Raw genomic sequence first — 17050 nt, 5'->3', positions numbered from 1 at the left:
GCGGTACCAGGACGTTCCGCCCGCGAGCGGGCACAGTGGAGGCCATGACAGGCACCGAATTCGGGCAGGCGGTGCGGCGCTGGCGGGACCGGACGGCGCCGTCCGCGTCCGGTCTGCCGGCGGGCGGACGCCGCCGCGCCCCCGGCCTGCGCCGCGAAGAACTCGCCCTGCTGGCCGGCATCTCGGTGGACTACCTGACGCGGCTGGAACAGGGCCGCGCCGCCCGTCCGTCCGAGCAGGTGGTGGCGGCGCTGGGCCGCGCGCTACGGCTGACCGACGACGAACACGCCCATTTGTACCGGTTGGCCGGACTCGCTCCGCCCGGCGAGGGGACGGTCCCGACTCACATCACGCCGGGCGTCCACCGGATGCTGGACCGGCTCGCCGGAACGCCCGTCGCCGTGTCCGACGCGGCGGGAAACCTGCTGCTCGCCAACCCGCTGCACGTCGCGCTGATGGGGGAGCGGCGCGGCCCGGAGCGCAACGCGGTCTGGCGGACGTTCCTCGGCGCGGGCAGCCGCGTCCACTACGCGCCGGACGCGCGCCGCGCGCTGGAGGCCGCCCAGGTCTCCGCCCTGCGGACGGCGACGCTCCGCTACCCGGCGGACCGTGGGCTGCGCCGCCTCGTCGCCGACCTGCACGCGGGCAGCGCGCGGTTCGCCGAGCTGTGGGACGCGGGGACCGTCGGACGGTACGCGGTGTCCCGCAAGACCGTCCAACATCCGCTGGTCGGTGCGATCACGCTGGACTGCGACATGCTGCACGTCGAGAACGGCGACCTGAACGTCATCGTCTACACCGCCGAGCCGGGCACCGAGGACGCCGGACGGCTCGCGCTCCTCGGCGTCCTCGGCGCGCAAGATCTCGCCGGTCAGGATGCGTAGGTACCGAGCAGCAGCTCAAGGAGCGCGGAATCGGCCCGGGCAAGGATGCCCTCGCGGCCGGCGATATCGCGCAGGACACGTCCCGGGGAGTGCTGAACAATGCTCCGGCCGACCTCGGGATAAAGAGCGCACCCGAACACGCTGCGCTTCTCGCCGTCGAGAACGAGCCCCTGACCGTCCTGAACCTCGATCTCCTCCCAGGTGAACTCCGCCCCGCTCACCCGCGCGGCCTCTTCCGCCACAGCGCGTTCCTCATCCCAACGCTCCCGCAGAAAGCGCACGGCCGCGTCATCGGCCGCGATCTCACGAGGCGGAGGCCGCCACGAGGGCCGATATCCAGGCTCGTCGGCGTACTTGAAAGCGAGCAGCCGAACAATCTCCCCGTCGGCCCGCTCCCGGACGGCCCGGCGCGTCCGATGCCACGCCGCACCGAGCCGCGCGCACATCCGAAGGTGCCGTTCCAACGCGTCCGGGACGGGCTCGGCATCGGCGAGGACGTCCTCCAGGTCGTCCTCGCCGAACCAGGCATCGCGCGCCAGCAACGGATCCAGGAATCGCTCCACGACGCGGCTCATGGCCCAGAGTTTGTCAGCCCCGGGCGGATCAGGAGACCCGAGTTGCGCGTCCGAGGCAAAGCCGCCCCGCGCGCTTTCCTGGATCCTTGGGCGGTCGGACATGGTGCCGGTCCGCCGCCGGTCGGGGCGGCGGACCCCCATGCCGTCGGGGAGGTCACCAGATGACGAACACCGGTTACTCGCTGGACCTGAGCGAGGACGTCCAAGAAGTCAAACAGTGGGTGCACGAGTTCGCACGGGACGTCATCCGCCCGGCCGCCCACGAATGGGACGAACGCGAGGAGACCCCCTGGCCGATCATCCAGGAGGCCGCGAAAGTCGGCATCTACTCCCTGGACTTCTTCGCCGCGCAATGGCTGGAGCCGACGGGCCTCGGCATCCCGGTAGCCTTCGAAGAACTCTTCTGGGGCGACGCGGGCATCGGCCTGGCGATCGTCGGAACGGGCCTGGCCGCCGCCTCTGTGGCCGCCGTCGGCACGAACGACCAGATCGCCGAATGGGTCCCGCAGATGTTCGGCACGGCCGACGACGTGAAACTGGGCGCCTTCTGCGCGTCCGAACCCGACGCCGGCTCCGACGTGGGCTCCATCCGCACAAGAGCCGTCTACGACGAGGCCAACGACGAGTGGGTCCTGAACGGCACCAAAACCTGGGCCACGAACGGCGGAATAGCCGACGTCCACGTCGTCGTGGCGTCCGTCCACCCCGACCTGGGCAGCCGAGGCCAGGCCAGCTTCATCATCCCACCCGGAACCCAAGGCTTGAAACAAGGCCAAAAGTTCAAGAAGCACGGCATCCGCGCATCCCACACAGCCGAGGTCATCCTCGACAACGTACGAATCCCCGCCCACCTCATCGTGGGCGGCAAGGAAAAGTTCGACGAGCGCATAGCCCGAGTCCGCGAAGGCAAGCGGAGCCGAGGCCAAGCAGCGATGCGCACCTTCGAATCCACCCGCCCCAGCGTAGGCGCCGAGGCACTAGGCGTGGCAAGAGCAGCCTACGAGTACGCCCTGGACTACGCCCGGCAGCGCGAACAGTTCGGCCGCAAGATAGGCGACTTCCAAGCCGTGTCCTTCAAGCTGGCCGACATGAGAATGCAGATAGATGCGGCCCGCCTGATGGTCCACCGAGCCGCATGGATGGCCCGCAACGGCAAGGACTTCGACAACGCCGAAGGCTCCCAGGCGAAACTCCTGGCCTCCGAAGTGGCAGTCCGAGTAACCGAAGAAGCCATCCAGATCCTGGGCGGCAACGGCTACACCCGCGACTACCCCGTCGAACGCATGCACCGAGACGCGAAGATCTTCACCATCTTCGAGGGCACCAGCGAAATCCAACGCCTCGTCATAGGCCGCACCATCACCGGCCTCCCTCTCCGCTAGGAGACCAGCCCCGGCGGCTAACGGGCACGCGCGGCCTCAAGGATGTGGTGCAGACCGGCGGCCCCGTTGAGCACCGCGAAAACCGCAGAGCCCGAGCACACCGCTGCCACGAGCACGATCCCGAAATGCGGCCGGGGCGGTGGGGCGAGGAGCGCGGCGACCCGCCGGGGCACGGCACTGCCGCGCCGAAGCGTCACGAAGGCCAGTCCGCAGCGCCCCGGAGACCGGGGCACGGCCAGCGCGGCCTTGGCGATCGCGTGCGCGACCGTCCGGCGGTCTCCCACGGCCACGGCGGCCCGCTCGTCGGCCCACCGTTCGAGCGAGTACTGCAGGGATCGGCGCAACGGGCGCAACAGCGGATTCGCCGCCGCGAGGACGCGCACCCAGGCGCGGAAGAGGTGGTGCCGATCGTGCAGGTGGCCGCGCTCGTGGGCGAGCAGTGCCTGGGCCTGCCGCTCGTCCAGCGCATCGAGCATCGCGGTCGACACGAAGATCCGCCCCGGCCGACCGGGAAGGGTGAACGCACGCGCCTCCGCGTCACCGACCACGACGACCTCGCGTGAGCCGGGCGTGCGGGCCGCGGTCCGATACGCCGTGCGAAGCGACAGCGCCTCGCGCAGAGCGGAACCGACGAACGCGGCCAGGGCGGTGCCGAACGCCACGGCCGCCGCGAGGCCCACCGGCTTCCCGGTCCGGTCGATCCGGTCGAGGCCGGTGGGGGACAGCCGCCCGAGCACCTCGACTGCATGGAACCGGAGGGCGCCGTCGGCCGCGATCAGCCCGAGCCCCGCGAGCCCGGTCAGGGAGAGGACCGTCGTGAGAGCCGTCGTCGTCCACACCGCCGACCGCGGCGGAAGCCGTTCGATCAACCGCACGCCCGGCGCGGCGGCGAGCAGCGGCAGCACGAACGGAAAGACGTCCTCCAGGTCCAACGTGTTCACGCAGGACCCAGCAGGTCGCGCAGGATCTCTTCCTCCTGCTCGGAAAGGCCGCCGACGAACTGGCTGAGCACCGCGCGACGGTCCGTCTCGGCCGCCAGCGCCTCCCGCATGCGCAGCGCCGCGAGCCCGGATTGGTCGGCCACAGGCGTGTAGACGTAACCGCGGCCGTCCTTGAGCCGGACGAGAAGCCCCTTGTCCCGCATGCGGGTGAGGATCGTGACCACCGTGCTGTAGGTGAGGTCACCGCCGAGCCGGGCCTTGACCTCGGCGGGCGGCAGTGCGTCCTCGGCCTGCTGGAGAAGGCTCATGACCTCGCGTTCCAGTTCGCCTGGAGCGCGCCTGGCGCGGCGTGGCATGGCCCCTCCCCTGGATGCCGGCCGATTCTCGCTCGGCTGCGGCCGGCGGCAGGGCCGGGCGCGCCGGGCTCAGAGCCTACAGCGCGCGGTGCGGACGAGGACGCGGGCATCGGGCCGGACGGGACGGCCGCAGGTGCCGGCCTTACGAGGGGCGCCCGTCCGCTTCCGGACGGGGAAGCGCGGGCTGCCTGCGCCGGGCCGGGAGAACGGCGGCGATGACGACTCCGGCGATCAGGAGCAGTCCCCACAGCCCGCCGCTGGTCAGTTCGGCCGACACCGGACGGTGGTTCGGCAGGGTCACCGATGGTTCACGGACGTGTGTCTCGCGGTGTGTCGGGCTCGGTGTCGGAGCGGGCGCGATCTCCGGCAGGATCGGGCTCGGCGACGGGGACGCCGCGCTCTCGACCGGAATGCTGGGCGACGCGGTCGGCGCCTCGGGAGCGGGCGGCGGTGCGGCCCGGTGCCCGGAACCGGGCGCCTTCGTCGCCGCAGGAGGACGGGCGGCCGGGGGCGCGAGCGTGATCCGCACGGTCGCGCGGCGTTCAACGGCGTTCCGGGCGGTGACGATCGCCGTCAGCGTCACCGTGTCCGTTCCGTGCCGCTTTTTCGTACCGAGGACGAAGGGGACGGTGATCCCGGCGGCTCCGACGTCGCCCAGCGCACAGCGTCCGCCCGCGTCGCGCGTGCACGTCGGGCGCACGGACGCCCCGCCGGACACGCGGAAGTGGAGCGAGGCGTTCCGCGCGACGGGACCGGTCGCCGCGATCCAGGACTGTCCACTCAAAGCGTCCCCGCTGTGCGCCCCGGCCGCGCCGACGACCGAATGGACGACGAGGACCGGTGCGACCGGCGTCGGGTCGGCGGTTCCGGAGCCGGGCGACGGGCTCGACGTCGTGCCCGGCCCGGCTGCGCGGGCCGGCGCGACCGGGCCGACCGCCGCGAGGAGCACGAGTCCCGCGACGGCCGCCCACCGCACGCGGGCCTTTGCGCCGGATGGATCGCCGGGCGATCGGACGGTCCCGGCCGGCATCACGGGACGATCCAGTACTGCGCCTTCGTCAGGTTGCAGTCGTAGATCTGGAGTTGCGTACCGCTGGTCGTGCTCGACTTCGGGTCGTCGAGGCACTTCCCGGCATTGGGATTCCAGATCTGTCCGCTGGAATCGAGGTGCCACATCTGGGCCACTGTGCCGTTGCAGGTATAAAGCTGCACCAGCGTTCCGTTGGCGGTGCCCGACTCCGTGACGTCCAGGCACATCGTAGTGCCGCCCGACGTCATCGAGATCGTCTCGTCCGGGTTGAGCGACCAGTTCTGCGAAATCCTGTTGTTGCAGGTCCAGATCTGGACCTTGTTCTTGTTGGTCATGGTGCCTCCGTTGTTGTCGACGCACAACCCGGCGGACAGAGCGGAGACGATGGGGCCGACCATCGGGGCGGCCTTCCAGTAAGGAGCCATTTGGGCGGTGCTAAGCGCGCTCGCGAAATACATCACGTTGGAGATCTGTCCGTTGAAGTAGCTGCTCCTGGTCCTGGTCGTGTCGCCCGGTGCGTTGACCCACTGCCGCGTGTCGGTGTTGGGCGGGAACGTGCCCGCCCCGACGAAGACGAGCGGGTCGGCGTTGTTGACGGCCTGGCTCCCGGCCATCCCGATGCGAAGGTCGTTGTCGAGGTAGAAGCCCTGGTGATTTCCCGTGCTGTTGAGCAGCACGGTGTGCCATTGGCCGTCGTCGACGCGCTGCGGCGAGATCATCGGCGTTACCCCGCCGTTCCAGAACTGCGCGTACAGCTTCCCGTCGGTGCCGATGTACATCACCGGCATCGCGTTGGCGTTCGGTGTGCTCGGCACGTCGTTGCCGGTCGAGAACAGGATGCCGCCGGTTCCGGGATCGGCGCGGAACGAGAGCCCGATGGTGAGAACGTTCGAGGCGTGGAGGAGGTTGGTGGGAAGGGTGATGTAACCGCTGCTGCCGTCGAGATCCGCGACCGTGCCGCGCGTCGGGTCGTCGGCGAGCGTGACGCCGCCCGTGATGGCGGCGTCCTGGCCGCCCGTCGTGTCGGGCGTGCAGACCGCCGCCGCGCAACTGGCGGTGGCCCCGCCGCTGCTGGTCAGCGGCCACTGGTGGGCGGGGATCAGCAGGTTCGTCGCGGTTCCGCCGGCGAGGGACGTGCCCGTCAGGGTGTACGGGGTGGCGGTGGGCGCGGTCGCCGAGCCCGTCCGCCCCCACAGCTCGATCTTCCCGGCCGCGTTGACGTCCCCGGAGATCGGCGTCGGCGGCGCGGACCCCCACGGTGCGGTGATCTTCGTCCAGGTGCCGGCGGTGCCGATCAGCGCCGTAGCGCTCTGGTTCGGGTTGGTGGACTCCCATGTCTCGCCGGTTGTCCTCTTTACGGCGAAGAGCACCGGGATCCCGTTCGGCTGGGCGGTGACCAGGGTGAAGTTGTTCCAGTCGGCGGCGCCGTCGGGGGACTCGTCCTTCGCGGCGAGCGTCGCCGTCGCCGTGTAGTTGGACGGCCCGCAGCCCCCGCACGTGGAGTAGAGGTCGAGCTGGTAGCCGTTGGCCGCATCACCGACGATGCCGATCAGGTCCGCGACCCCGGTGCTCTGCAGACCGGCGTTCCCGGCCGCGACGAGCTGGAGCGGTTCGTCGTCGGGGTCCAGCAGCGGATCGGCGAACGTGCCCGCCGGAAGCGCGACCTGTTCTCCCGAGACCGGCAGGAGCGGCAGCGCGTCGCCGTTGCCCGAGAGGACATAGGCGGACCCCTGATGGTCGCCGGACGGGTAGTAGGCGAGCACGTCCTGGACGTGATTGCCGGTGAAGTCGCCGTGCAGGACCTGGACGCCGGTCCAGTCTCCCGGAGAGCCGGCCGTCTGCACGCCGGTCCCGGCGGCACCGATGTCGGTGGGAGTGGCCAGCCCGCCGGCCCCGTCCCCGGACGCCAGCCAGAGGCCCGGTGCGGCGCCGCCGCCGATCGTGAGCAGGTCGGGCCGGTGCTGCGGATCGCCGTCGACATCGCCGTCCGGATAGGGACTGGCGGGGCCGGCGACGGTGAAGACGGCGGAGGCGGACTCGCCGGGGTTGCCGCCCGCCGAGATCGAGAACACCGTGAGCGCGTTGGGACCGGCGTGGTGCAGCGGCACGGTGACGGTCTGGGCGCCGCCGCTCGCGGTCACCGTCACCGGCGCGCCGGAGTTGAGCTGGTACTTGTACCGGTTCGGAGCGGTGCCCGTGCAGGTCGTCGCGGGATCGGCGAGCAGGTCGGCGCAGGGCGCCAGCGTGACGGTGGCGGTTCCGCCGAGCGTTCCCCCGTTGCCGTTCGCGTCCGTCGCCACCGCCAGTCCCGGCGCGGGCGGCTGCGTCGGATCGTAGGTGAAGGCGCACGGGGATCCGGCCGAGCCGGTTCCGGTGCCGGGGCTCGCGTATTTGCCGTCCGAAGTGACCGTGTACCAGGAGTACTGGTAGGGCTTCGTGCGGCCGTCGGCGTGCCAGCCCTGGATCTGCGAGCGTTTGAGTGTGAGCGACGCGACCTGGCCGGACGTGACGGTGAGCGCGGTCGATGCGTTCGCCGGGTCTCCGGAGTCGTACACGGTCGATCCGCCGTAGTTCTTGACGACGAACCGGGTGCCGAGCTGGCCGCCGTCCCGGTCGGTCGGGACGACCTGGAACTTCACGTCGTCGTTGCCGATCACCACGGCGCCCGGACCGCTGGTCTGGCACGGGCCTCCGGGCGACGTCGCGGGGTGGCCCGGCAGGTCGGGGGCGTGGTCGTAGGTCGTCGACATCGAGATGTCGGACGTCACGAACTGCTTCCACGTGTTCTTGTCGCCCGAGTCGGCGGCCTTCAGCCCGAACGTCATGCTGGACGCCCCAGCGGCGTGGGACTGCATGAACGACGTCAGGTCGAAGCCGGCCCGCGCGCCGGAGCAGGCCGCCGGAGCGGCGGTGTCGATCGTCTGCTTCCACGACGGTTGGTTGTTCCACGTGGTGCTGGTCGAGATGGTGCCCGTCCAGCCGAGGTCGATGGTGGGATTGGGTGCCCCGCTGCACGAGTTGTACGGACCGTACTTGAAGGTCACGTTGAGCTGTGAGCTGGTGATGTGCGCGTTGTTCTGGAGTTGCGACGGCACGCTCATCCGCAGGAACGACCTGGCGACGAAGTGCGCGGGCGTGCTGGGGGAGACGTAACAGGAGTCCCAGCCGCAGTACCCCATCTGCAGGGTCGAGGGGTTCCAGTAGTGCTGGCTGTCGAAATAGCTCTGGACCTCGGCGGACGCCTGCACCTTGGAACCGGCGTACTGGGGCGTCCAGGTGGGATCCAGGTAGACGGGGTAGGCGGTGGTCCGGCCCGTCAGCAGCGCGCGGTCCGGCCGGAGCGTGAGGATCGCGGTGGTCCGGCCGGGGCGCCGGGACGTCGTGACGGCATTCGCCCGGATGCGTCCCACCCGCGCCCGGCTGCCCGGTGCCGTGGCGGACGACGGCGTCGCGGTCCGGACGGCGGTGGCCGAGACCCCGGCCGGCGGGTTCGTGGAGGAATCCCACATGGTGGGGGCGACGGCGCTGAAGACGGGCAGCCCGTCCGCGGACTCGACGGCCTGGAGGTTGCCCTGCGGGTCGGTGCTCACCTCCAGCCCGTCGGTCTCGATCGTCAGCTTGAGCTGGGACAGCGCCGGGTTCTTGGCGGCCTCGGCGGTCTTGACGGCCAGGGTGTCGCTGAACGCGCCCTGCGGTGTGACGGTGACGATCAGGTCGACGTCGGGCAGCACGTCCGGGTAGGTGGCCGAGGCGCCGTCGATCTCCGGGGCGGGCAGTGCGGTCGGCCAGGTCAGCGACAGTCGGTGGCCTTCGGTCGTGAGCGTCGCGAGAGGGCCGGACCCGCCGGCGGAGAGCTGGAGTCCGGCCGCGCTGACGGCCGGGGAGATGCCGTGCCCCGGGTCGGCGTGGAGGGTCGGATCGAGCGTCCGCCATCGGCCCGACTGCCACACGCGCTGGGGCAGGAGGCTCTGGACGGTGGTGAACGTCCCGTCGGGGTTGGCGGTCGTGGTGGAGATCCCGGTCGTGGCGGAGGGCAGCTCCACGCTCTGCCCCGTGGCCTTCGCCCGGGCGAGCGCGCGGGCCGATTCGGCGGCGGCCCGCGGCCCCCGCTCGACCGGAGCCCGGCGGGAGGGCGGCCTGCCGGCGTGCGCGGCGCCCATTCCGGAAATGGTCAGGGCAGTGGCCAGGACTCCCGCCGACAGCGCGGCCAGCGTCCGGCCGAACCGTCCGGGAAAGCCGGTGACGCGAGGTTGACAGAAGCGGTCTACTTCCCGGGGTCTCCTGCCCACAGCGCTGATCCCTCCACGATGGCGACACACCGTAACGGTGCGTGGCGCTCTGAACGCGTTCGCGTGGCGGTCTGATGACCAGCGCAAACAGGACGCACAGCGGATCTAACAGCCCGTTGGAATCTGTGTCCACGTGGCGTGAATCACGTCGTCGTGGTTTCGGACCGTAATCCCTGGTACAGCTACTTTTACAAGTTTGTCGTTACCGATCTGTGCCTTTCGCGGCACAAACTTTCGTGCCACAGTTCGCCTGCTTTCACGTTTCGGCCCGGCCGCGCGTCCACGCGGAGCACCCCGGACCCGAACGCGTCGGAGGCGTCGTATGGGCGGGCGATCGTGCCGGACACATCGCCGCGAGAAGGCGGGTCGGCATGAGGCGGGCAGGCTTCACGGGCTGGATCGACCGTGGCTGGGCGGCGTGGGTCTCCCGGGCGCGGTGGGTCCGGGCGCTCGTCGCGCTGGCGCTCATCGCGCCGCCGGTGCTCGGGTACGAGTTCTTCGACCGCGCCTTCTCCGCGCCGCACGCGTCCAGCGGCACGGCGGTCCACGACGTCCGCCGGCTGCGCGCCGCCAGACCCGCCGTGCCGACGGACGCCGCCGCCCGCAAGTACCGGACGGGGAACCGGCGTCTCCCGTCGGGAGGATCGGGGCTGGCGTCGTTCGACCTGACCCGCCTGGCGGCCTCGCGCGGACCGGCGGCCGGACGCGAGCGCGCCGGACGCACCCCGGTGTGGGCGCAGCCCATCGTTCCGGGAGGGGGCGCCTACCGGGGGCCGAAACAGGTCGCGGTGCAGGTCGCCCCGCAGAAGCAGGCGTACGCCGCCGGAGTGCGCGGCGTCCTGTTCACCGTCGCGCCGCGCGGAGGGACGGGCGCCGTCCAGATCGGTGTCGACTACGGGACGTTCAAGAACGCCTACGGCGGCGACTTCGGCTCGCGCCTGCGCCTCGTGCGACTGCCGTCATGCGTGCTCACGACGCCGCAACTGCCGGCCTGCCGGACGCAGAGCGAACTGCGCGCCGCCGGGAACCGCGTCGACAACCACAACGTCTACGCGCCGGTCGCGCTCGCCGCCGCCCCGACCGTTCTCGCCGCCACCAGCGGCACGGGCGAGGGCGACGGCGGCGGAGCGGCCGGGACGTACGCGGCGACGACGCTGAAGCCGTCCGGGACCTGGGGAGCCGGGGGTTCGACCGGTTCCTTCACCTACTCCTACCCGTTCGACGTCCCCCCGGCGGCGTCCAGCCTCGTTCCCACGGTCGGGTTGAACTACGACTCGGGCGCCGTGGACGGGCAGACGGCCTCGACCCAGACGCAGGCGAGCTGGGCGGGCGACGGCTGGTCACTGCCGCAGTCGTTCGTCGAGCAGTCGTTCGTGCCCTGCTCGGATTCACCGGAGGGCTCGGCCGCTCCCAAGTCCACCGCCGACGAGTGCTACGACGGCCAGATCCTGACGCTCTCGCTCAACGGCGCGTCCACGCCGCTCGTCTGGGACGCCACGAAGAAGACCTACACCCCGGCGGCCGACCACGGCGAGATCGTCAAGCACGTCACCGGAGCGAACAACGGGTCGGGCACGCATGACACCGACTATTGGCAGATCACCGACCGGACCGGCACGACCTACACCTTCGGCCGCAACCGGCTGCCGGGCTGGAGCACCGGCAAGCCGACCACCAACTCGGTCGACAGCCTTCCGGTGTACTCCGCTCACTCGGGCGACCCCTGCTACAACGCGACTTGGACGTCCTCGTGGTGCACCATGGCGTACCGCTGGAACCTGGACTACGTCACCGACGTGCACGGCAACGCGATGGCGTACTACTACAAGCAGGACACCAACGCATACGCCCGCGACGCCGACACCAGTGGAAGCACCACCCCGAACGCGAACGCGACCTACGACCGCGACTCCCACCTCGACCACATCGACTACGGCTTCACCGATGGCGCCGCCTACTCGGTGAACAGCGGGCACGCGCCCGACCAGGTCCTGTTCACCACCGGCGACCGCTGCCTGTCGGGCACGTGCGACCCGCTGGGGCAGAGCACCGCCGCGAACTGGCCGGACGTCCCCTACGACCTCAACTGCACGTCCGGGCAGGCGTGCAAGGTCGTCGCCCCGTCGTTCTGGTCCACTGTGCGGCTCACCGGCGTCAAGACGCAGCAGTGGAACGGCAGCGCGTACGCGGCCGTGGACTCCTGGAGCCTCACCCACACGTTCCCGGCGAACGGCGACGGGACGTCCCCGACCCTCTGGCTCTCGTCGATCACCCGTACCGGCTCGGACACGACCGCCGGCGGTTCCGCGGTGACGCTGCCCTCGGTGACGTTCACCGCGAAGGCCCTGGCCAACCGCGTCGACACCGTGACCGACGGGCTGCCGCCGCTGACGCGGATGCGCATCTCCTCGATCACCACCGAGACGGGGTCGGTCATCGGCGTGAACTACACGCTCACCGATCCCTGCTCGGCGTCGGCCAAACCCGCGGCGGCCGGCAATACGTCGTCCTGCTACCCGGTGTACTGGACACCGCACGATGTCATGCAGCCGCTGCTCGACTGGTTCAACAAGTATCAGGTCTCGTCCGTCACCCAGTCCGACCCGACGGGCGGCGGCGCGACGCTCTACACCGGCTACAAGTACCTGGACGGCGGCGCCTGGCACTACGACGACAACGAACTCGTCAAGGCCAAGTATCGGACCTACGGGCAGTGGCGCGGTTTCGGACGCGTCCAGACGTTCACCGGTCAAGGCAGCGACCCGCAGACCAAGACGGAGACGACCTACTACCGGGGGATGTCGAAGAACAACGGCTCCACCGTCGTCACCCTCACCGACTCGCAGGGCGGCACGCACGAGGACACCGACCAGTTCGCCGGGGCCGTCCTGGAGAGCACGACCTACGACTACTCCGGCGGCCCGGTCACGGGCTCGACGATCACCTCGTACTGGACGTCGCCCGCGGTGGCGACCCGGACCCGTACCGGGCTGCCCGCGCTGACCGCCAACGCCGTCGCGCCCGTCGAGACCTGGACGCGCCAGGCCGTCACGTCCGGCGGCACCACGACCTGGCGCAAGACCGAGACCGACACGTCCTACGACGCCGATGCCTCCTCGCCCACCTTCGGGCTCCCGCTCGTCGTCTATACGCACGGCGACCTGGCCGACGCGACGCAGCGGCGCTGCGCCGTCACGACGTACGCGCCGGTCAACGCGACCGCCAACGTCGCCGGACTGCCCGCCGAGGTCGAGACCGACGCGGCGGCGTGCGGCGGCACCGGGCCCGACGGGGCGACGGCCCCCGGCTCCGGCCAGGTCAACGCCCTCACCGCGCCCGTGTCGGTGAACCGGCCGACCGATGTGGTCTCCGACGAGCGCACCTACTACGACAACGTGACGCTCGCGACGACGTGGCCGCAGCCGTCCGCCCCGGCCTGGCCGCAGGCCGCGCCGACCAAGGGCGACGTCTCGGAGGTGCGCGTCGCCGACGGCTACACGGGCGGCGCGTTCACCTATCGCGTCACCGAGGCGAAGGTTTACGACTCCTACGGCCGCGTCACCGACTCCTTCGACGGCCTCGGGCGCAAGACGCACGTCGACATCTCGATGACCAACGGCCTCGTCACCGGCCAGACGACCACGAACCCGCTGAACCAGACCACGACGGAGACCCGCGACCCCCTGCGCGGACTGCCGGTCCACTCGACCGACCTCAACGGCATCGCGACGACCACGCACTACGACGGCCTCGGCCGGGTGAGCGCCGTGTGGGGTGCGAACCGGGCGACGACCGTCCCCGCGACCGTCCAGTTCACCTACGACCTGTCCAAGACTGCTCCGACCGTCGTCACGACGAAGACGATGAACGAGGCGCAGGGCTACATCACGTCCACCACGCTCTACGACGCCCTGCTGCGCGCCCGCCAGGTCCAGAAGCCCACGCCGCAGGGCGGGCGGCTCGTCACCGACACCTTCTACGACTCGCACGGCTGGACGTGGAAGACGAACGGCTCCTGGTGGGATCCGAACACCACTCCCGGCGGGACGCTCGTCGGCGTGGACGACGCGCAGGTCGCGAACCAGACCGTCACCGAGTTCGACGGGTCGGGACGTCCGGTCCTCGCGACGTCGTACTACGACTCCCAGGCCCGTGAACAGACGGCCACCGCCTACTACGGCGACAAGACCGTCACCGTTCCGCCGCAGGGCAATCCCGCCACGGCCACGTACACCGACGCGCTAGGGCGGACCACCGAACTCGACAGGTACACGACCAGGCCGACGGTCACCGTCACCACCGGGACCGGTACCGCGCCGATCACCCGGGTCGCCGTCGGCGGCGGCTCGACCACGGCTGACAACGGCCGGCCCCAGGCGATCAAGTACGTCTTCAACAAGGTCGGCCAGCAGACGGGCGTCCAGAACCTCGCCGCCCAGCAGACGTGGACGACGACGTACGACCTGCTGAACGAGCCGATCGCCAAGGACGACCCGGACGCCGGATCCTCGACCCTCCGCTACGACGCTGTGGGCAATCTCGTCCAGACGACCGACGCACGCGGCAAGACGGTCTCCTTTACCTATGACGCGCTGAACCGTAAGACCGGGCAGTACGACGCACCGGTCACCGGGCAGGCGTCCGCGAACCAGATGGCGTCGTGGGTCTACGACAACTCCAACAACGCCGTCTCGGGAATGACGTACCCGGTCGGGCAGCTCACCACGTCCACGTCCTACATCGGCGGCTCCGGGACGAGCGGGCAGGCGTACACGACCCAGGTCAAGGGCTTCAACGTCTTCGGGAAGCCGCTCGGCGAGACCGTCACGCTGCCGTCCGCCGAAGGAGCGCTGGCCTCGTCGCCGTACACCTTCACCCATACCTACACGGCGAACACGGGCCTGCCGTGGCGGACCACCTACCCGGCGAGCGGCTCGCTTCCCGCCGAGACCGTCACCACCGGATACTCGACGGCGCTGGATCTGCCGAACAGCCTGGCCGGGCTCTCGTCCTACCAGTTGAGCACGACGTACGACGCGATGGGCCAGGCGACGCAGCGCAAGATCGGCAACACGAGCGTCAACGCCTACGTCACCAATACCTACGATCCGCACACCGGCCGCCTGGCCGACTCGCAGACGGCGAACACCAACGCGTCGTCCACGCCCATCGACCACAACGCCTACGCCTACGACGCCGCCGGCAATCCGATCCGGCAGACCACGACGCGGCTCGGCACGCAGTCGGAGACCCAGTGCTTCGGCTATGACACCCTCGACCGGCTCACGCAGGCGTGGACGGCCACCGACAACTGCGTCAAGGATCCGTCGACCAGTGCGTCCGTCGTCGGATCGGGCATCGCGGGCGGCGCCTACTGGACGACCTGGGAACTGGACGCGCTCGGCCAGCGCAAGAAGCAGGTCGAGCACGGTCTCGGCGGCACCGGCGACCGGATCACCGCCTACAGCTATGACGGCAACGCGACCGGACAGCCGCACACCCTGACGTCCACCACGACGACCGTCGGCGGTGCCCAGACGGGCACGTCGAGCTTCACCTACGACAAGAGCGGGAACACGACCCAGCGGAACGTCGCCGACGGGAACACGAGTGACCAGCAGACGCTCACCTGGGACGACACCGACGAACTGACGGCCGTCACCACCAAGTCGGGCGGCACGAGCTACATCTACGACGCGTCCGGCAACCTTCTGCTCCAGAAGAGCCCCACCAAGGCGACCCTTTTCGTCGCCGGTGAGGAGATCACTCTCGACCGGGGCACCGGATCGATCACTGGAAGCCGTTTCTGCGCGCTGCCGGGAGGCGGCCAGATCGTCCGGACGGGCTCGGGAAGCTCTTTCACCTTCAAGGACAGCGACCTCAACGGCACCGCGCTGTTCTCGATCGGACCCGCGTTCACCGACCCGAACTGGCGGCAGCAGACGCCTTATGGTGCTCCCCGCGGCACGGCTCCGAACACATGGCCCGACGGGCACGGTTTCCTCGACAAGCCGCAGGACACCGTCACCGGTCTGACGAGCATGGGCGCACGCTGGTACGACCCGGTGACCGGACGGTTCGTCAGCCTCGACCCGGTCTTCCAGCCGGACGACGACCAGCAGCAGAACGGCTACACCTACGCGGGCTCCAACCCCGTCACCCGCAGCGACCCGAGCGGCCTCGACGGCCCGCTCCCTCCCGGCGAGCAGAACTGCCTTTACGGCGGAAAATGCGACTCGGACGGCCTGCACGACCCCGGCTGGACGTTCTGCCACCTCTTCGGCCTCTGCGGCCACCACGGCGGCGGCGGGTCGAGCGGCGGCTACAACGGCGGCGGCAGTTACGGCGGCGGCGGTGGCACCTACGGCGGTGGAGGAGGGGGCGGCGGTCAGGCCGTCAACCCCATCAACGAGATTCTCGAAGAGATCCAGCGCCAGAACGTCGAGGCACTGCTGCAGAAGATCGCTGCGCTGAAGGCGGCGATCCAGGCGCGAAAGAAGCGCCTGACCTGCACCAATCCGGACGGCTGCATCATCGCCGGAGCCCCGGTGAAAAAGGAGTCGCATTTCGACTGGGGCCAACTGGCCAGCGATCTCCTCGTCGACGGCGGCATGCTCCTCGGTCTCCTGGCGGGAGCGGAAGGCCCCGACGAGGTGGCCGGTGTGGTCGCACTGGCCGAGGAGACCGAATCCGGCGGCGCGGGCCTGCGAGCGCTCTACACACAGCTCACCAGCCTCGGCAGAGCGGAGACCATCACTGAGTCGTTCGATGAGCTGGAAGCCTCCATTCCCCGCGCCGAAAAGGAACTGGAAGAAGAAGAGGCCGCGCTGGGCTGCCACAGCTTCGCGGGCGCCACGAAGGTCCTCATGGCCGACGGCTCCAGCAAGCCCATCGACCAGATCAAGGTCGGCGACAAGATCGCCAATGCCGCCGCCGGCGTCCCCAAGGGCACCCGCGACAAGACGAACACCGTCACCGCCGTCCACGTCACCCACACCGACCGCAACTACACCGACGTCACCATCGCCACCCCCGACGGCCCGAAGACGATCGTCGGCACCTCGAACCACCCCTACTGGGACGCCACCACCCACGCATGGACCCTGGCCTCCCAACTCCGCCCAGGCGACCACCTCCAAACCATCGCAGGCCAAACCGCCCGAATCCTCACCCTGCACTCCTACACCGCAACGCGAACCACCTACGACCTCACCGTCAACGGCGTCCACACCTACTATGTAGAAGCAGGCAACACGTCAGTCCTCGTCCATAACGGGTCTCTCGATTGTGAGCTCGGTTCGGACGGTTGGCCTAAGCCGACTATGGACAATTGCGAGGCTTGCGCTCAGAAGATCCAGGAAAAAATCGGCGGCAAAGTGTATCGGGTGTCAGACAGCATGGGTGCGCCTAAGCTCGGCCCGTCTGTCAATGATCCGACCGGGCAGTGGTTCGAGCATTACGCCGTCATCAAAGACGGAACCGTCTACGATGCCTTTACTGGGCCGAATGGAATGCCGTTGGGCGAGTATCGGTCTCAGTGGGAGTATGGTGAGTACCTTAAATTTACCCCACATAATCCCGGAGGTTGAGCTA

General features: G+C 69.9%; 8 protein-coding genes. 3 read left to right on the top strand and 5 right to left on the bottom strand.

The genetic code is table 11. From position 1 onward, the window contains the following. Nucleotides 1-44 precede the first annotated feature (44 nt). Nucleotides 45-884: a helix-turn-helix transcriptional regulator gene (locus GQ466_RS17690; RefSeq protein WP_161104074.1), complete on the top strand. Its 840-nt coding sequence runs from the start codon at nucleotides 45-47 to the stop codon at nucleotides 882-884. On the opposite strand, the gene GQ466_RS17685 is transcribed toward GQ466_RS17690, so the two are convergent. Beyond that, the gene (locus tag GQ466_RS17685) at nucleotides 872-1561 is read right to left on the bottom strand and encodes a DUF6221 family protein (protein ID WP_272918052.1); all 690 of its coding nucleotides are present in this window, start codon (nucleotides 1559-1561) and stop codon (nucleotides 872-874) included. The two genes, GQ466_RS17690 and GQ466_RS17685, sit on opposite strands and share 13 nt — an antisense overlap. Nucleotides 1562-1620: 59 nt before the next feature. Here GQ466_RS17685 and GQ466_RS17680 point away from each other — a divergent pair, with 59 nt between their 5' ends. Next, nucleotides 1621-2841, top strand: coding sequence for an acyl-CoA dehydrogenase family protein (locus tag GQ466_RS17680; protein ID WP_161104072.1), 1221 nt, complete (start codon nucleotides 1621-1623; stop codon nucleotides 2839-2841). A gap of 17 nt (nucleotides 2842-2858) precedes the next feature. Here GQ466_RS17680 and GQ466_RS17675 read toward each other — a convergent pair whose 3' ends face one another. From GQ466_RS17675 to GQ466_RS17660, 4 genes are all read right to left on the bottom strand, one after another. After that, a complete protein-coding gene (locus GQ466_RS17675; protein WP_202420711.1) occupies nucleotides 2859-3782 on the bottom strand; it encodes a M48 family metalloprotease in 924 nt (307 codons plus the stop codon). After that, complete coding sequence (locus tag GQ466_RS17670) at nucleotides 3779-4138, bottom strand: BlaI/MecI/CopY family transcriptional regulator (RefSeq protein ID WP_161104071.1); 360 nt, start codon at nucleotides 4136-4138, stop codon at nucleotides 3779-3781. The genes GQ466_RS17675 and GQ466_RS17670 overlap by 4 nt, the downstream gene beginning before the upstream one ends. A 142-nt stretch (nucleotides 4139-4280) precedes the next feature. After that, entirely contained in the window at nucleotides 4281-5168 is an 888-nt protein-coding gene (locus GQ466_RS17665) for a hypothetical protein (protein ID WP_161104070.1), read from the bottom strand. Then, entirely contained in the window at nucleotides 5168-9328 is a 4161-nt protein-coding gene (locus tag GQ466_RS17660; protein ID WP_161104069.1) for a ricin-type beta-trefoil lectin domain protein, read from the bottom strand. The genes GQ466_RS17665 and GQ466_RS17660 overlap by 1 nt, the downstream gene beginning before the upstream one ends. A 500-nt stretch (nucleotides 9329-9828) precedes the next feature. On the opposite strand from GQ466_RS17660, the gene GQ466_RS17655 reads away from it, so the two are divergent. Next, nucleotides 9829-17046, top strand: a complete 7218-nt coding sequence (locus GQ466_RS17655; RefSeq protein ID WP_161104068.1) for an RHS repeat-associated core domain-containing protein — start codon at nucleotides 9829-9831, stop codon at nucleotides 17044-17046. Nucleotides 17047-17050 lie beyond the last annotated feature (4 nt).

It is taken from the genome of Actinomadura rayongensis (genome assembly GCF_009831215.1).
Taxonomy (GTDB): domain Bacteria; phylum Actinomycetota; class Actinomycetes; order Streptosporangiales; family Streptosporangiaceae; genus Spirillospora; species Spirillospora rayongensis.
The sequence above is the reverse complement of the archived record's forward strand: the minus strand, read 5'-3'. Positions and strand labels throughout refer to the sequence as shown.